Raw genomic sequence first — 15,719 nt, 5'->3', positions numbered from 1 at the left:
GATCGAGCAAATTCTGTACTGTCCCGAGCGGGACCTCGACCGCCTCCATCGCCGTTAATATCACAACTTATTTCGCAGTTTTGAACGAACATATTAATGGTACTTCGGGGGTACCATGTCAGAGGAAATCCCGCGTTTTGACTTTCAATATCGCGAGCCGGACAGCTGTCGATCTCGCCGTCGATCGGGAAGCCGCAGAAATCGCAGACGACATCGGCCTCTCCGTCGGATTCCGCGGGAGGACTTTATAAAGATCCCCTAACGATATAAGTGTCTCTCGCCGTCGTGCGGTTTTCGCTTATAAGGGAGTGGGTTGGGGCAGATTTGAACTGCCGGCCTCCTCCATGTCAAGGAGGTGTCATAACCGGACTAGACTACCAACCCGCAGGGGCTTACTGACGCATCTCCTCGTTTCCGGGGGACGTAATTGAACCTTTCGTTTCGGCCGCCGGTGTGAGGGTGCGGTCGGCTGATTTTCCGGTCCCGGTCTCCGATTTTCCGCGGAGCGGAGCGGTTCCGACCGGTTTTACTGGCTCCGGGAGAGTCATCGGATATGGTCGATCTCGCCGCCCGCACCGAGAGGCTCGACGCGTACCTCGACGATCGCGGGCTCGAAGCGGTGTGGTTCGCCAAGCCCAACGGGTTCGCGTGGCTCACCGGCGGCGACAACGTCGTCGACGCCGACGCCGACTTCGGGATCGCCGCCGCCGGCTACGACGGCGATCTCCGAGTGATCACCGACGACATCGAGGCGAACCGGCTCGCCGACGAGGAGCTCCCCGACGCCGTCGCCGTCGAGTCGTTCCCGTGGCACGCGAACTCGCTGGCCGAGGCCGTCGGGGAGCGCTCTCCCGCACCCGCGGCCGCCGACTTCGACGTGCCGGGCTTCGAGCGCGTCGACGGGAGCCGGCTCCGCCAGCCGCTCACCGACGACGACGTCGAGCGCTACCGCGAGCTCGGCCGGGAGGCCGCCGCCGCCCTCGAAACGGTCTGCCGCAACCTCGAACCGGAGGACCCGGAGTACGAGGTCGCCGCCGGGATCGATATCTCGCTTGCATCCCGCGACGTGGACACCCCGGTCGTGCTCGTCGGCGGCGCGGAACGCGCCCAGCGGTACCGCCACTACACCCCGAGCGACGCGACGCTCGGCGACTACGCGCTCGTGTCCGTCACCGCCGAGCGCGCGGGGCTGTACGCCTCCCTGACCCGCACCGTCGCGTTCGACGCCCCCGACTGGCTGGAGGAGCGCCACCGCGCGGCCGCCCGCGTCGAGGCGACCGCGCTCGCGGCGACCGAAGCCGCCGCGGCCGGCGATCTCACCGACTCCGCCGATCCGGACACCGCCGGCGACGTGTTCGACGCGATCCGGGAGGCGTACGACGCGGTCGGCTTCTCTGGGGAGTGGCGCGAACACCACCAGGGCGGCGCGGCGGGCTTCGCGGGCCGCGAGTGGATCGCGACCCCCGAGAGCGACGAGACGGTCCGGTGGCCGATGGGCTACGCGTGGAACCCGACCGTACAGGGAGCGAAAAGCGAGGACACCCACCTCGTGGCGCCCGACCGGACCGAGACGCTGACGAAGACGGGCCAGTGGCCGACCCACGAGGTGGAACCGGTCGACGTCGACGGGATCGCGACCGAACCGCGGGAGCTGTCCGCGCCGGTCATCCGCTAGCCGCCGCCGGCGACCGCGGAAAATGATCGCGCCGCGTCAGTAGACGTACTCGCTCTCGTCGATCCCGACGTAGTCCTTCTTCACGCGGCGCTTGTTCCACTTGTAGCCGACCATGAGCTTCACCGACTCCCAGCCGGAGCGGTACGGCTGCGAGAGGAGCCCGTCGCCGGTCTCCGCCGCGAGCATCGCGTCGGCCGCGCCGATGACCCGGTTCCAGTCGTCGGGCTCGTAGTCGGCGACCATGTCAGCCATCGTCACGTTCCGGACGATCTCGTCGCCGATCGCCTCCTTCCACCGCCGGTTGTAGGGGGCCATGTCGCCCGCGGCGGCGAGCTCGCCCGCGATCGCGCCGGTGCGGACCGCGACGTGGTCGCCGCCCTCGTGGAAGGCGGAGGTGGTACCCATCGCGCCGCCGGCGACCGCGATCCCGACCTCGGTCGGCGAGTCGATGGGGCGCGTCGAGGAGATCGGGTACGTCTCGGTGCCGTTCCGCTTGCCGGCGTCCTCGACGAGCGGGAAGTCCTCCTCGACGTCGTACTCGTCGCCGTACTGCCACTCGAGGAGGCGACGGACGTACTCGCCGCCCTGCGGGACCGACTCGTCGTCGGCGTCGAGCAGGGCGTACGCGCCTCGGTCGAACTCGTCGATGTCGAGGCCGATCGGCATCGTGAGCCCGATCCGGCAGACCCGGTCGGCGTTCGGGAAGATCCACGGGTACGCGGTCTCGCCGGGCATCACGCCCCACCAGAAGACGATGGCGTCGTTCACCGCCTCGTACACTTCCTCGGGGACGCGGCGGTACTCCTGATACGCGATGTGGTTCGCCGTCCGGGAGGCGAGTCGGTCGGAGGCGGCCGCGTCCGCTGGGAGGTACTCGTCGAGCACCCGGTTCGTCACCGTGCGCTGGGGCCCGTCGGCGAGCACGACGAAGTCGGCGCCCACCGTGTCCCCGGACGCGAGTTCGACGGCGTGTCGGGGCTCGTCGCTTCCGGGCGAAACGGCGGGATCGGTGTCGACGCCGCGGACCGACACGCCGGCGCGGTACTCGGCGCCGGCGTCCTCGGCGCGGTCGCGGAGCCAGTCGTCGAACCGGGCGCGGTGGAAGGTGTAGCCGAACTTGTCGTACGAGGAGTCGATCCCGGTGCTCGTGAGCGTCGCCGACTCGTCCGGTCCGCGGAACTCCGCGCGATTCAGCTCGCGCTGGACGACGCCTTCGTCGAACTCGTCGGGGTGGATCCCCATGATGTCGACCCAGTAGTCGAGGATGCCCGCGGCGTCGGTCGAGTCGGGACCGAGCCGGCCGCGGTCGGCGCGGGGAACCCCCTTTTCGAGCACGAGCGCGTCGGCGCCGCCGGTCGCGGCCGCGTGCGCTGCGGCGGACCCGGCCGGACCGCCACCCACGATCGCGACGTCTACGCGTTCCATACCCCGTGAGGTTGCTGTCCGGCTATTAAATTCACGGTCCCCGACGGGACGTCGCGACACCGGCGTCGGCGCTGACGCGAGACACCGAAACGCCCTCGCTGCTGCCCCGGTGACCGATTGATCATGTTTGATGATTACTGGTTAGGGCGGCGGAGAGACACGTTTTTACGGGGTCCGAGGTTTCAATCTTGCACACAAATGGCACGCGAGACATGGGCAACGCGGGCGGGATTCATTCTCGCCGCGGTCGGCAGCGCGGTCGGGCTGGGGAACATCTGGCGGTTCCCCTTCATCACCGGCCAGTACGGCGGATCGTCGTTTCTGATCACCTATCTGGCGTTCGTCGCGCTGATCGGGTTCCCGGCGATCCTCGTCGAGTTCGTGATCGGCCGTCGGACCGACCGGAACCCCGTCGGCGCGCTCCGGGAACTCGGTAGCGGCGCGTGGTCGTACGTCGGCTGGCTGTTCGTCGTCACCGGCTTCATAATCCTCTCGTACTACAGCGTCGTCGCCGGGTGGTTCCTCCGATACACCCTCATCGGCCTCACCGAAGGGTTCACGATCACCGATCCGGCCGAGGCGAGCGCGCTGTTCGGGACGGTCTCGACCGGCCTCGACACGCTCCTCTTCCACGCCGTGTTCATGACGCTCGTCATCGGCATCATCGCCGCCGGCGTCAGGCGCGGCATCGAGCTGAGCGTGAAGGTGATGGTCCCCGCCATCCTCCTGTTGCTCCTGGGGCTGGCCGTCTACGGATTCACCCTCGACGGCGCGAGTGCGGCGTACAGTTACTACCTCTCGCCGGATTTCGGGACGATCGCGGCGAACTGGACCGAGATCCTGCCCGCCGCCGCCGGACAGGCCTTCTTCACCCTCTCGCTCGGGATGGGCGTGATGATCACCTACGCCTCCTACCTCGGTGAGGACCGGAATCTGGCGTCAGACGCCGGCATTATCGCCGCTCTCGATACGCTCGTCGCCGTCCTCGTCGGCTTCGTCGTCTTCCCCGTCCTCTTCACCGTCGGGATCGAGCCGGGCACGGGTGGCCCGGGCGCGATCTTCGTGAGTCTCACCTCGGCGTTCGCTGGGATCCCCGGCGGCCGAGCCATCGGCGTCGTGTTCTTCGGCATGGTCGGCATCGCCGCGCTCTCGTCTGCGATCAGCATCCTCGAAGTGCTCGTCTCCTACCTGATCGACGAGGTCGGCGTCGCTCGGATTCCGGCGTCGGTCGCGCTGGGCGTCGCCGTCTTCCTGCTCGGCGTGCCGGTGACGATCGACCTGATCTTCCTCGACCTGTACGACCTGCTCGCGGACGGAATACTGCTCGTCCTCGGCTCGCTACTGCTCTCGCTGTTCGTCGGGTGGGTGATCCCGGACATCGCCCGCGAGGAACTCCGGAAGGGCATCGCCGACATCGGCGGCCTCGGCGACGCGTGGATCTGGGCGGTCCGGATCCCGATCGTGATCGTCGTCGTCGTCTCGCTGTACCTCGGGATCGTCGACTACGCCGACTTCCTCACCGGAAGCTTCGCGGACTGGCTGGCGGCGCGGTAGGCGGAAACGAGCGACGATCGGCTCTCGTTTTCAGCGCTTTTCGAGGGTCGAGTAGTCGGCGATCACCCCGTCGACGCCGGCCGCCGCGAGCCGGTCGGCCTCGAACCACGTCTCGACCGTCCAGACGTTCACCGCGCGCCCCGCGTCGTGCGCGGCGTCGACGAGGAGACGGTCGCCGAACCGGGACGGGTCGAAGAACGGCGTTCCCCGAATCGCATCGATCGGGGGATGCACGGCGGCCGCGTCGTACCGCCGGGCGATCGCTAGCGCGTCCTCGACCGACTCCGAAAACAGCGGCGCGACAGCAATTTCGGACAGCTCCCGCGTCGCGGCGAGCGCGGCCTCGTGGAACGACGAGATCAGCAGGTCGTTTTTCCGTCCCTCGACAATTGTCAACACTCGTTCGACAAACGGACGCCAGACCGCTCGTTGCTCCGCCAGCGCGTCCGGAGCCAGCGCCTCGTCGGGTCGGAGCGCAGAGCGGTCCCGTCCGGGGTTCTTGAGCTCTACGTTCACGCCGACCCGAGAGGGGATCGCGTCGAGGAGGTCGCCGAGAAGCGGCACGGTCTCCCCGCTGTCAAGCACCTCGGCCGCGGTGACGGTCGCGGTGTCGGTCTCCCAGACGACCCCAGTAGCGTCGGTGAGCCCGCGGTCGTCGGACGCGCCGGGAGGGCCGCCGCGACCGGACAGGAGCGCGTCGTGGAAGACGACCGGGTCGCCGTCGGCGGTTGGGACCACGTCGATCTCGACCCCGTCGGTCCCGTCGACGCCCGCGGCCGCTTCGACCGCCGCGACGGTGTTCTCGGGGTTCTCCCCGGCGAATCCGCGGTGGGCGAATAAGAGCGGTTCGCCGTCTGTGATCCGGGTCATAGCGCGTCGAGCACGGCATCGACGACGGCACCGACTGCTTCGGCGCCGACCGTTCTGGCCCGTGCGAGCGCGCCGGACGAGTCCTCGGTACCGTCGCCGTTCGCGGCGGAGTCGCTCTCCGTCTCCTCATTCCGAGTCGGATCCGGCTCGTCCGGGGAGTCGTCGGGCTCGGCGCGCTCGTCCATCGATCGGCGGCTTGGAGGCCTGAGACAAAAAGATAGCCGTCGGCGCGGGGAGACGGGAGAGCGCAGGACGAAGCGCATGGAGACGGGGCGCGAGGAAGACGGGGAACGCGGAGCGAGCCGGTCAGACGTGTTCCTCGCGCGGCTGGACCACGACGAACCCGTCCGGTCCGTCGAACCGCATCTGGTAGCGCTCGCCGGATTCCTGTCCGATCATGTCCGAGAGGCTCCGGTTGACCTCCACGTTCGGGGAGGTACCGCCCCACGCGACGGTCGCGCTCGGATCGGTCGCGACAGGCGGTTCCAAGACGATCGGGTCGCCGTGGGTGGTGAGCGCCACGTAGCCCGGCCCCTCGAGGTAGACGTTGCTGAAGCCGCCCGCGAGCGCTCCCGCGAGGCTGTCGATGGTGCTGATCTCGTACGAGAGCGACTCCTCGAACGCGAGCACGTCCTCGCCGTTGACCGTGATCGACTCGCCGGCACCGAGCTCGACGACCTGTACCTTCTTGCCGTCGTCCGCGAAGTAGACGTGACCCTCGCCCTCGACGGCCATGATGGGGGTTCCCTCGCCCGTCGTCGCCTCTTTGAGGAATCCCTTGATCCCCCCTTCGGCCGATGCCTTCCCGGTGAACGAGACGTCGCCCGTGTACGCGACCATGGACCCGGCCTTCGCCATCACGGTGCCGTCGACGTCGACGTCTAAGGTGTAGCTGTTCTCGCGCTGGAACGGCTCGTCGCTCGCTGTCGGTGCGTTCTCGGCGGTGAACTGATCGAGATTCATGTTGCGGGGACCGAACCGTTCGGTTCGGCTGTGGGGAAATTCCGCGGTGTAGTTTAAGAATGTACGGGAGGCGTGGGGGATCTCCCCACGGGTCGGACGGCGCCGCCGTCGGTCAGTACACGACGAGCGAGAGGTACAGCTGTCCGACGCCCGCGGCGACCATCACCGCGCCCGCGAACCGCTTCAGCGTGTCGGCGTGGGTCATCACCCGATTGGCGTTGCTGATGAGCCCTACGCCCGTCGCGACGGTCGTCGCGGCCATGAGGACGGCGACGGTGCCGGCGTACACCGAGAGGACGAGGAGCGCCGCCTCTGACGGGAGCGAGATCGCACGGGCCACGACGCCGAGGAACACCGGCGCCACGCAGCCGGCACCGGCCAGCGCGTACCCCGAGCCGAACAGGCCGAACCCGAACACGCCGGTCCGTCGCTTCGGCAGCGGCACCGAGATCGACGGGGCACGCCCGGACACCACGAGCAGCCCGAAGACGATGAGCAACGCGCCGACGAGCGTCTCGAAGACGGTGATGTTCGACAGCGTCGAGTAGCCCACCCGGACGGTGGCGCCGGCCAGCAGCGCGAACGTCGCCAACACGCCGACCGCGGCGGCGACGCCGCGAACGCCCGCCCCGAGGACCGACGCGGAATCGGCGTCGACGGAGTTCACGTAGAATCCGACGTACCCCGGCAACAGCGGGTACGCGCACGGGGAGAAGAACGTCGCGACCCCCGCGGTCACGGCGAACGGGACGTTGGTCGCGAGCGAGACGTCGGTCATCTGTCGACCTGCCGCTTCATCGGTCGAGTGCCTTCTCGATGCCGGCGACGAACTCCTCCGTGGTGTGCGTCCCGGAGGTGGCCCAGCGGACGCGTCCCGAGGCGTCCATGGCCCGCGCGCTCGGGTAGCTGCCGATCGGAAACCGCGACGCGAGTTCAGCCGTCACGTCGGCCGCGACGAGCCAGTCCCCGTCGTGTTCCGACCACCAGTCGACGATCGTCTCCTCACTGACCGCATCACCGACATCCTGTGTCGTCACTGAGACGAATAACACCTCGTCGCCGATCCGATCGTGGGCCTCCGCGAGGGCCGGCATCTGCTCGGCGCAGGGGGGACACCACGTCCCGAAGAAGTCGACGAACGTCGGCCGGTCGGGGGCGGGTAGCGTTACCTCGCCGTCGCGGCTACCCGGTGCCTCGATGGTGTCGAGCGTCACCGGCTCGATCGGCTCCGGTTCGTCACCGCTGGTTTGACTCCCGGCGGGGTCGCCGCCGATCGCGTCTGGTACCCCGCCGGTCGCGACGGCGCCCGCTCCGCCGAGAACCCCGACGCTCGCGAGCCCGGCCAGCAGGTGCCGTCGCCTCACGCCGTGACCACCCGCCGGAAGTCGTCGACGATCCGTTCGACGTCGGTTGCCGGGCCGCGCGGGTACGCCCGCTCGACGATCCCCCGTTTGTTGACGAGGAGGATCAGCCCGTAGTGCGGGAACGCGTACTCCAAGTTCTCGTACTCTGACCCGTTCGTCTTCTCGATCTTGAGTCCGAAGTTCTCGTCCATCAGCTCCACGCCCGCCTCGTAGCTCTCGGGTCGGAGGAAGTGCCAGTTGCCGGCGTCGAGGTCGACTCCGCGTTCGCTGGCGTACTCGCGGAGGACTTCCTCGGTATCGCGCTCGGGATCGAACGTGAGCGGCAGGAACGCGGCCTCGTCGCCGAATCCCTCCTCGGCGGCGACCTCCTGAACCCGCCGGAGTCGGAGGATCAGCGCCGGACAGACGCCGTCGGGGCAGTTCGTGTAGAAGGAGGTCCACAGGAACGCGCGTTCGTCCTCGAACTGCGCCGTCGATATCTCTTCGCCCGTGATCGGATCGGGGACGCTGAACTCGGGCATCTCGTCGCCGTGAATCGGGTGGACCGGGTCGCCCCGGGTCTGTTCCGGCGGACCGAGAACCGTTCCCTCGGCGCCGGAGCCGCCGAGGACTCCGGTACAGCCGGCCGTAGCGGTCGTGCCGGCGACGACGCCGGTGGCGGCGAGCGAGCGGAGGAAGTGGCGGCGTTCCATGTCGTTGTCCGACTTACGTGGTCGCTCGTAAATGAACCCCGCGGCTGATGGCACGCGCTGAACACAGGCGCGCGATCGCGTCTCCGGGCGGGTGTGACCCCGTCTCGAGACGGTCGTGGTACCGTGACCCTCGCAAGGGTTATCCCCGAACGGGCAGTACGTTTGTTTGCAATGGCAAACGGTAAGGTTGACTTCTTCAACGACACTGGCGGCTACGGTTTCATCTCGACTGACGACGGCGACCTCGACGACGACGAAGACGTGTTCTTCCACATGGAAGACGTCGGCGGCCCGGACCTCGAGGAGGGTCAGGAAGTGGAATTCGACATCGAGTCGTCCCCCAAGGGACCCCGAGCGACGAACCTGACGCGCAACTAACGATTCTGTCGCGGACACCGCGTCCGCACGCACCACCGGATCTCGGCTGTCGCTCGACGTGATCGACGCCATCTCCGTTTCTTTCACACTTATAAACTCTCGACGAGCGACGGCGCTTCCTCTGACGGGCGACGCGTATCGTCCCGTCCTCTCCGCGATCGACCATTTAAATACGAGCGCGAGCGAACCCCTCGTCAGTGAGCGATCCGATCCCGACCGGCTGTCAGCCGGTCGACGACCTGTTGGGCGGGGGGTTCGAGCGCGGGGTCGTCACGCAGGTGTACGGCCCGCCCGCGGCCGGTAAGACGAACCTCGCGCTCGCCGCGGCCGTCGAAGTCGCGGCCGGCGGCGACCGCGCCCTCTACGTCGACACCGAGGGGCTCTCCATCGATCGGTTCGAGCAGATGGCCGCGGGGCGAGCCGACCGTCCCGACGCCGACGAGACGGTCGAGGAGATCGCCTCGCGGCTGGTGATCTCGGAGGCGTACGACTTCGACGACCAGCGCGAGGCCGTCCGCGACGCCGAGGAGCTCGCCGAGGAGGTCGAGCTGATCGTGTTGGACTCCGCGACGGGCTTTTACCGACTGGAGCGCGCCGGCGACACCGAGGGCGGCCAGTCGCTCCGCAAGGTCGCAAAGCAGGTGACGCACCTCCTGTCTCTGGCTCGGCGACACGAGATCGCCGTCGTCATCACGAACCAGGTGTTCACCGATCCCGACAGTGACCGCGACCGCGCGCTCGGCGGCAACACCCTCAACCACTGGACCGGTGCAATCCTCCGCGTCGACCGATTTCGCGGCGGGAACCGGCGTGCGACCCTCGAAAAGCACCGCTCGAAGCCCGCGGGCGACACCGCCACCTTCCGGATCGTCGCCGACGGACTCGCCGAAGGCACGGACGCGTAAGCGTCGCGCGTGGCGAACCGGATGCGGACGACGCGGAGAGGAAATAGCGGCGAAAATGAGGGCGAAGACGGAGGCGGAAGCGGGAGCCGCCGCGACGAAACGGTCGGAGCCGGTCGACGGCGACGGAACCGATGCCGTCGCGTCGGGCGCTATCGCCTTACAGCTGGCCGAGCTTGCGGAGGAGCTGTCCGCGGTACTCCTCGTCGGCGTTGACGCCTTTGATCTCTAAGACGTTGCGCTCCAACTTGTCGAGCGCGACGTGGAAGGCGTGCTCGGCGCCGTACCCCTCGCCGGAGCCGCCGACCTGTCCCTCGTTGGTGCGGAGGCGGATCTGACACTGGATCAGGGGAGTGCCGCGGAGCTTCTCCTTGTGGGCGTGGAGCCGGACGTGCGCGTGGATGACGTGCATGTCCGCGTACTTGTTCGCGACCTGCTCGATGGACTCGACGATGTGTTCGCGGGAGGTCGTGTCCAGCAGTTCGACGTTGGTGATCTGCACGTCCATCGAGTCCTCCTCGGTGAACGTGAGCGCGCGCAACACGTCGGTCTTCGTCACCATGCCGGCGACGGTGTCGGCGCCCTTGGGCGTGACGACCAGCCCGGAGATGTTGTTGTCGAACATGCGCTGAACGACGGCCTCCGCGGTCTCGTCGGCGGTCGCGGTGACCACGGGGCTCGACATGATGTCGTAGACCGGGATGTCGAGCATCCGGTCGATGTCGCCCGCGCGGTCGCCGCTGCCCTGTCGCTCCTGGTCGCGGACGACGAACTCGACGATGTCGTTGGTGGTCACGACGCCGACGAGCTGGCCGTCCTCGTCGAGCGCGGGGAGTCGAGAGATCCCGTTCTCGCGGAGGCGGTTGATCGCGCTCCCGACGCTGTCCTTCTCGTTGATCCCGATCACGTCCTCGGTCGCGATCTGACCGACGGTGATCGCGTCGAGGCTGTCGAGGACGGCCTCGAGGATCTGGTCGACGGTGACGATCCCGTAGAGCTTCTCGCCCTCGTACACCGGGGCGATCTTCACGTCGCCCTCGACGAGCAGGCGGGCGGTCTCGCGGAGGTCCTCGTGGCGGTCGACCGACGGCGCCGACTTCATCACGGCCGACACCTTGGTGTCGTCCTCCATCCGGGAGCGCATGAGCTGTTTCTCGCCCACGACGCCCGCGTACTCGCCGTCCTCGGTGACGACGATCCCCTTCGGATTTTCGCGCTCGAAGATGGACCGGACCTTGGCGAGTCGTTCGCTGACGTCGACCTCGACGTACTCCGGCACCGCGATATCAACAATATTCATGGTCCAATTCGAGGGTTGGACGCGCCGGGTATTGAAAGTGCGGGAGGTGTGCCCGCCAATGGGATCGACCTCACGGGACAAGCACCTCAATACCTTTCCGTTCGGGCGGCGAAAGATATGCATGAGACTATCTACCGCGCTGATCGCGATCGGGCTCCTGCTCATCGTAGTCCCGCTACCGGTTCCGATCCCGTTTATCGGCCTGTTCGTCGGCACGGTCGTCCTGATCGTCGGTCTCGTGCTCAGGCTGCTGGGCGCGTGAGGCCCGTCGGGCCGGTGAAAGCTTTTTGCCGGTTACCGACGGAGAGGGGGTCGTGTACGACGCCGTCGTCCTCGATAAGGACGGGGTCCTCGTCGGTCGGACCCCGTTCGACACCCTTCGGGAGGCCGCTTGGGACGCCTTCGTGAGCCTCGGCGTCGAGGACCCGGACCTCGCTCACGTCGACGACATCGCCGTCGGCGTCGACCCCGCCACCCTGACGGACATCTGCGAGCGCTACGAGCTCGACCCGGTCGAGTTCTGGCGGGTCCGCGACGAGACCGCTGCAACCGCGCAGGTCGACGCGGCGCGGAGCGGGCGCAAGACCCCCTACGACGACGTCGAAGCGCTTCGCCACCTCGACGCCTCGCTCGGGGTCGTCTCCTCGAACCAGCAAGCGACCGTCGACGCGGTCCTCGATCACTTCGGGCTCTCCGGGCGGTTCGAGGTCGCGTACGGCCGCGAGCCCTCGATCGCCAGCCTCTCGCGGAAGAAGCCGTCGCCGTACTACCTCGAACGCGCCCTCGAGGACCTCGGTGCCGAGACCGCGATCTTCGTCGGCGACAACGAGTCGGACATCCACGCCGCTGACAACGCCGGGATCGACTCCGCGTTCGTCCGGCGCCCGCACCGACGGTCGACGGAACTGTCCTGTCAGCCCACCTACGAGATCGACGACCTCCACGACCTCGTGAGCATCTGCGGGCGAACCCCGGTCGACGCCGACGGGGAGATCTGAACCGGCGACCGGATCTGCGGTCCGCACGCCGGTCACTCGCGGTCTCGAAGCCGCCGCCGGAGCGCCTCCTCCGCCAGCCCGACGAGCGCGAGCCCGACCGCGAGCGGCCCCAGAAGCAGCAGGAAGACCGGCCCTCCCTCGCCGCCGGTGAGGGTCGTCCGGAGGAGCGGCGGCACGACGACCACGGCGAACCCCAGCGCGGGCGCCGCGAGCCCGCGGAGCGCGCACGCGACCGGAACCCCGCCGGCCGCGCCCGTCGTGACGACCACCACCGGGAGGACCGCAGCCGGGCTAACGCCGACGCCGGCGGCCTGCGCGGCGACGGCGACTCCGAAGACGCCGCCGACCGCGACGGCGGCGGTGCCGGCGGTGCCACCGGTGACGCCCCCGCCGTCGCGACCGGTTTCATTCGGTGACGGGAGGTTCCGGAGCCGGCCGTCGGCGACCCCGAACTCCCGCCGCAGCCCGAACTCGACGGCGGCGGCGACGGCGAGGAGCCCGAGCCAGACGTGCCACGCGCCGACGTAGCTCGTGAGGAACACGTCGCCGTCGACGACGAGCCGCTCACCGAGCTCCGACCACGCCGGGTCCGGGGTCGTCAGGTCGCGGTACGTCGCCCACCCCAGCAGCGCGGCGAGTCCGGTCGGCGGCGACGCCAGTCCCGTGTGGGCGGCCGTGGCGGCGACGAGAGATCCCGCGACGAAAAGCGCGAGGGCGCTCCCGGGGGACGCGAGGGGCCACAGCGTTTCGGGGACGTGAGCCGTCTGACGGAACAGCACCTCGACGACGGTCAGGTGAACGACCCCGCCGGCGAAGCCGGCGAGAAGCGTCCGCGCGGAGGGCAAACGCATCGGCGGCCACGTCTCACGCGCGGCGCGTAGTCCTTTCGGCGCTCCTGCCGCGGCACCGGTCCGAGCGCGGCACCGGTCCGAGCGCGGCACCGGTCCGAGCGCGGCACCGGTCCGAGCGCGCCAGACGGAGAGGTCGGCCGAACCCCACGCGACCGAAATTCACATCGTTCTCGCGGTAGGTCGGTTATCCGTCGCTCCGTTCTGACTCGGCGGGAAGTGCCGTCTTCGGGGCGTCGACGACCGTGCGGGAGACCGCCTCGTCGCCCTCCCCACCGCGGAGTTCCACGCCCCGGAGTCGGAGCGCGAGCGCCGCGTCGGCGCGCGCCGCGTCGTCGAGGGGACGCACGGTCTCCGTCTCGCTCTCGTCGTCATCCGCTCCTCTCCCCTCCCGGTGGACGATCACGATATCGCCGTCGTCGAAGGCGACGTGCTCGATGTCGCGGTGGGGAACGGCAGTCGTTCGCCCGCGCGCGACGGACGCGGCGACACCGCCGACAGCGGCGAGGAGGCCGAGCGCGCCGAGCGTCGTCTGCACCCCGCCGCCGCCCTCGAGGAGCCACTCTATCAGCGAGGGGAGGACCGCCGTGACGGCCGCGACCCCGGTCCAGCTAACGTCACGGAGCGCCGACGGCAGTCGCCCGGCGGCGAGGGCGCTCCCGGCCTCGGCGACGGTTCTGACGACGCCGCGGCGGATACGGAGCTCGGCGGGGGCGACGCGGACCGACCCACGGGCCGTGGCGAACGACCACGTTCCGCGGACGCTCGTCGATCTCGTCATCGGTTCGTCGGCGGGGATCCGTGGCTCGACCGCGGGGGGGTTGGCGGCGACATGGAGGGATACGCTCACGGTTCGCAGGCGTTCGATTTAAAACGCGGTCCCGGTGCGACGCGGCCGCCGGACGGTCGCTCGGCTCACCGATCGGTTTTTGCGTCGGTCGTCCCGAACGCGAGCATGCACCTTCCGCCGGTCGGTCTCGGAACGATGGGGATCGACGACCCCGACACGATCGCGACCGCGCTCTCTCTCGGCTACCGCCACCTCGACACCGCCCGGATCTACGGCAACGAGGCCGTCGTCGGCGACGGGCTCGCCGCGAGCGACGCGGACCGCGAGGCGGTCACGCTCGCCACGAAGCTGTGGATCGACGACCTCGGCGCCGCGGACGTGGGCCCGACCGCCCGCGAGAGCGCCGACCTGCTCGGCGTGGAGACGATCGACCTCCTCTACGTCCACCGCCCGCGCGGCGCGTACGACCCGGCGGAGACCCTCCCCGCGCTCGACCGGCTGGTTGACGACGGGCTCGTTGAGGGCGTCGGCGTTTCGAACTTCGAACCCGACCAGCTCGACCGCGCGATCGACGTTCTCGACGCGCCGCTCGCGGCTCATCAGACGGAGCTACATCCCCTGTTCTACCGGCCGAAACTCCTCGATCACGCCCGCGAGCACGGGTACACCGTGGTCGCCTACGCGCCGCTGGCGGGCGGGCGAGTGAGCGAGATCGATCCCGTGGTCGACGTCGCCGAGGCACACGACGCGACGCCCGAGGCGGTCGCCATCGCGTGGGCGACCGCGAAGGAGCCGGTCGTGGCGATCCCGAAGGCGTCGAGCGAGGGGCACCTCCGGGCGAACCTGGCGGCCGCTGACCTCGACCTGACGCCCGAGGAGACCGCCGCCATCGACGCCGTCGATCGCGAGGAGGAGCTGTTCCCTGAGTAGCGTTTCCGCCGCGATCGATCCACGGACGAGGATCGAAGTCGGTCTGAGGACCCCTCGATGACCACGATCCCGCGTCACTTTTACGTCAGCGACGACGACGGTCGGACATGACCGAGATCATCGACGGGGAGGCGGTCGCCGCCGACGTGCGCGACGACGTGACCGCCCACGTCGAGACGCTTGAAGAGGGGGGCGTGACGCCGGGACTCGCCACCGTGCTGATGAGCGACGACCCCGCGAGCGAGACGTACGTCTCGATGAAACAGCGCGACTGCGAGGAGGTCGGCATCGAGAGCGTCCACGTCGAGATCGACGCCGACGCCCCGGCCGAGGAGCTGTACGAGACCATCGACGACCTCAACGAGCGCGAGGACGTCCACGGGATTCTGGTCCAGCTCCCGGTCCCAGACCACGTCGACAGGCGGCGCGTGCTCCGACGGATCGCCCCCGAGAAGGACGTTGACGGCTTCCATCCGGAGAACGTCGGACGGCTCGTCGCCGGCGACGCCCGGTTTAAACCCTGCACGCCCCACGGCGTCCAGAAGCTGCTGGCGGCGTACGACGTGGAGACCGAGGGCGCCGACGCCGTCGTCGTCGGCCGGTCGGACATCGTCGGGAAGCCGATGGCGAACCTCCTGATCCAGAAGGGGCCGGTCGGCAACGCGACCACGACCGTCTGTCACTCGCGGACTGAGGACTTGGAAGGCAAACTGTCGACCGCGGACATCGTGATCGCCGCGGTCGGCGTTCCGGAGTTCATCGACGGCTCGACGCTGAAGGAGGGAGCGACCGTGATCGACGTGGGGATCAACCGCGTCGACGCGGACACCGAGAAGGGGTACGAGCTCGTCGGCGACGTGGCGTACGAGTCTGCGAAGGAGGCCGCGGGCGCGATCACGCCCGTCCCCGGCGGCGTCGGTCCGATGACGCGCGCGATGCTCCTTTATAATACGGTGAAGGCGGCCGGACTGCAGTCGGACGTGTCGGTCGACCTCGACTGAGACGGACCGGCGTTCCCTCGTCCCAGAGC

At 68.8% G+C, this 15,719-nt stretch carries 18 protein-coding genes and 1 tRNA gene; 8 read left to right on the top strand and 11 right to left on the bottom strand.

Translation table 11 applies throughout. From position 1 onward, the window contains the following. Positions 1-309: 309 nt before the first annotated feature. A tRNA-Val gene (locus tag FGL94_RS08725) sits at positions 310-384 on the bottom strand. Positions 385-553: 169 nt separating this feature from the next. On the opposite strand from FGL94_RS08725, the gene FGL94_RS08720 reads away from it, so the two are divergent. Continuing rightward, positions 554-1,675 carry a M24 family metallopeptidase gene (locus FGL94_RS08720; RefSeq protein ID WP_144923520.1) on the top strand — a complete coding sequence of 374 codons (1,122 nt, stop codon included), beginning with the start codon at positions 554-556 and terminating at the stop codon, positions 1,673-1,675. A 36-nt stretch (positions 1,676-1,711) separates the two neighbouring features. On the opposite strand, the gene FGL94_RS08715 is transcribed toward FGL94_RS08720, so the two are convergent. After that, positions 1,712-3,100, bottom strand: a complete 1,389-nt coding sequence (locus FGL94_RS08715; RefSeq protein ID WP_144923517.1) for an NAD(P)/FAD-dependent oxidoreductase — start codon at positions 3,098-3,100, stop codon at positions 1,712-1,714. A gap of 198 nt (positions 3,101-3,298) precedes the next feature. Here FGL94_RS08715 and FGL94_RS08710 point away from each other — a divergent pair, with 198 nt between their 5' ends. Then, on the top strand, positions 3,299-4,654 hold the full coding sequence (locus FGL94_RS08710; protein ID WP_144923514.1) for a sodium-dependent transporter: 1,356 nt from the start codon (positions 3,299-3,301) through the stop codon (positions 4,652-4,654). Positions 4,655-4,684: 30 nt separating this feature from the next. Here the strand turns inward: FGL94_RS08710 and FGL94_RS08705 are convergent, their stop codons facing one another. From FGL94_RS08705 to FGL94_RS08680, 6 genes are all read right to left on the bottom strand, one after another. Beyond that, positions 4,685-5,524, bottom strand: coding sequence for a glycerophosphodiester phosphodiesterase (locus FGL94_RS08705; RefSeq protein ID WP_144923511.1), 840 nt, complete (start codon positions 5,522-5,524; stop codon positions 4,685-4,687). After that, positions 5,521-5,709, bottom strand: a complete 189-nt coding sequence (locus FGL94_RS08700) for a hypothetical protein (protein WP_144923508.1) — start codon at positions 5,707-5,709, stop codon at positions 5,521-5,523. The genes FGL94_RS08705 and FGL94_RS08700 overlap by 4 nt, the downstream gene beginning before the upstream one ends. Before the next feature lie 121 nt (positions 5,710-5,830). Next, positions 5,831-6,487, bottom strand: a complete 657-nt coding sequence (locus tag FGL94_RS08695; RefSeq protein ID WP_144923505.1) for an AIM24 family protein — start codon at positions 6,485-6,487, stop codon at positions 5,831-5,833. 112 nt (positions 6,488-6,599) lie between these two features. Next, positions 6,600-7,265 (bottom strand): cytochrome c biogenesis CcdA family protein, encoded by a 666-nt coding sequence (locus FGL94_RS08690; RefSeq protein ID WP_144923502.1) that lies wholly within the window; start codon positions 7,263-7,265, stop codon positions 6,600-6,602. A gap of 16 nt (positions 7,266-7,281) precedes the next feature. Then, complete coding sequence (locus tag FGL94_RS08685) at positions 7,282-7,851, bottom strand: TlpA family protein disulfide reductase (RefSeq protein ID WP_144923499.1); 570 nt, start codon at positions 7,849-7,851, stop codon at positions 7,282-7,284. Next, positions 7,848-8,543, bottom strand: coding sequence for an SCO family protein (locus FGL94_RS08680; RefSeq protein WP_144923495.1), 696 nt, complete (start codon positions 8,541-8,543; stop codon positions 7,848-7,850). The genes FGL94_RS08685 and FGL94_RS08680 overlap by 4 nt, the downstream gene beginning before the upstream one ends. Before the next feature lie 171 nt (positions 8,544-8,714). Between FGL94_RS08680 and FGL94_RS08675 the strand changes: the two genes are divergently transcribed. Further along, positions 8,715-8,921 (top strand): cold-shock protein, encoded by a 207-nt coding sequence (locus tag FGL94_RS08675; protein ID WP_004046191.1) that lies wholly within the window; start codon positions 8,715-8,717, stop codon positions 8,919-8,921. A gap of 197 nt (positions 8,922-9,118) precedes the next feature. Then, entirely contained in the window at positions 9,119-9,826 is a 708-nt protein-coding gene (gene radB / locus FGL94_RS08670) for a DNA repair and recombination protein RadB (protein WP_144923493.1), read from the top strand. Between the two features lie 157 nt (positions 9,827-9,983). On the opposite strand, the gene FGL94_RS08665 is transcribed toward radB, so the two are convergent. Beyond that, positions 9,984-11,123: a CBS domain-containing protein gene (locus FGL94_RS08665; protein WP_144923491.1), complete on the bottom strand. Its 1,140-nt coding sequence runs from the start codon at positions 11,121-11,123 to the stop codon at positions 9,984-9,986. Between the two features lie 121 nt (positions 11,124-11,244). Between FGL94_RS08665 and FGL94_RS18260 the strand changes: the two genes are divergently transcribed. Beyond that, positions 11,245-11,385, top strand: a complete 141-nt coding sequence (locus FGL94_RS18260; RefSeq protein ID WP_186313362.1) for a hypothetical protein — start codon at positions 11,245-11,247, stop codon at positions 11,383-11,385. A gap of 52 nt (positions 11,386-11,437) precedes the next feature. Beyond that, a complete protein-coding gene (locus tag FGL94_RS08660) occupies positions 11,438-12,121 on the top strand; it encodes an HAD family hydrolase (RefSeq protein ID WP_144923489.1) in 684 nt (227 codons plus the stop codon). Positions 12,122-12,153: 32 nt separating this feature from the next. Here FGL94_RS08660 and FGL94_RS08655 read toward each other — a convergent pair whose 3' ends face one another. Then, the gene (locus FGL94_RS08655) at positions 12,154-12,972 is read right to left on the bottom strand and encodes a hypothetical protein (RefSeq protein ID WP_144923486.1); all 819 of its coding nucleotides are present in this window, start codon (positions 12,970-12,972) and stop codon (positions 12,154-12,156) included. A 184-nt stretch (positions 12,973-13,156) separates the two neighbouring features. Beyond that, positions 13,157-13,750, bottom strand: coding sequence for a hypothetical protein (locus FGL94_RS08650; RefSeq protein WP_144923483.1), 594 nt, complete (start codon positions 13,748-13,750; stop codon positions 13,157-13,159). 174 nt (positions 13,751-13,924) lie between these two features. Here FGL94_RS08650 and FGL94_RS08645 point away from each other — a divergent pair, with 174 nt between their 5' ends. Both FGL94_RS08645 and FGL94_RS08640 read left to right on the top strand, forming a co-directional pair. Then, positions 13,925-14,689 carry an aldo/keto reductase gene (locus FGL94_RS08645; RefSeq protein WP_144923479.1) on the top strand — a complete coding sequence of 255 codons (765 nt, stop codon included), beginning with the start codon at positions 13,925-13,927 and terminating at the stop codon, positions 14,687-14,689. A 107-nt stretch (positions 14,690-14,796) separates the two neighbouring features. Beyond that, positions 14,797-15,690, top strand: coding sequence for a bifunctional methylenetetrahydrofolate dehydrogenase/methenyltetrahydrofolate cyclohydrolase (locus FGL94_RS08640; protein WP_144923476.1), 894 nt, complete (start codon positions 14,797-14,799; stop codon positions 15,688-15,690). Positions 15,691-15,719: the final 29 nt, after the last annotated feature.

Source organism: Halorubrum salsamenti (assembly GCF_007671685.1).
Taxonomy (GTDB): Archaea; Halobacteriota; Halobacteria; order Halobacteriales; family Haloferacaceae; genus Halorubrum; species Halorubrum salsamenti.
This window is presented reverse-complemented; position numbering and strand designations above follow the sequence as displayed.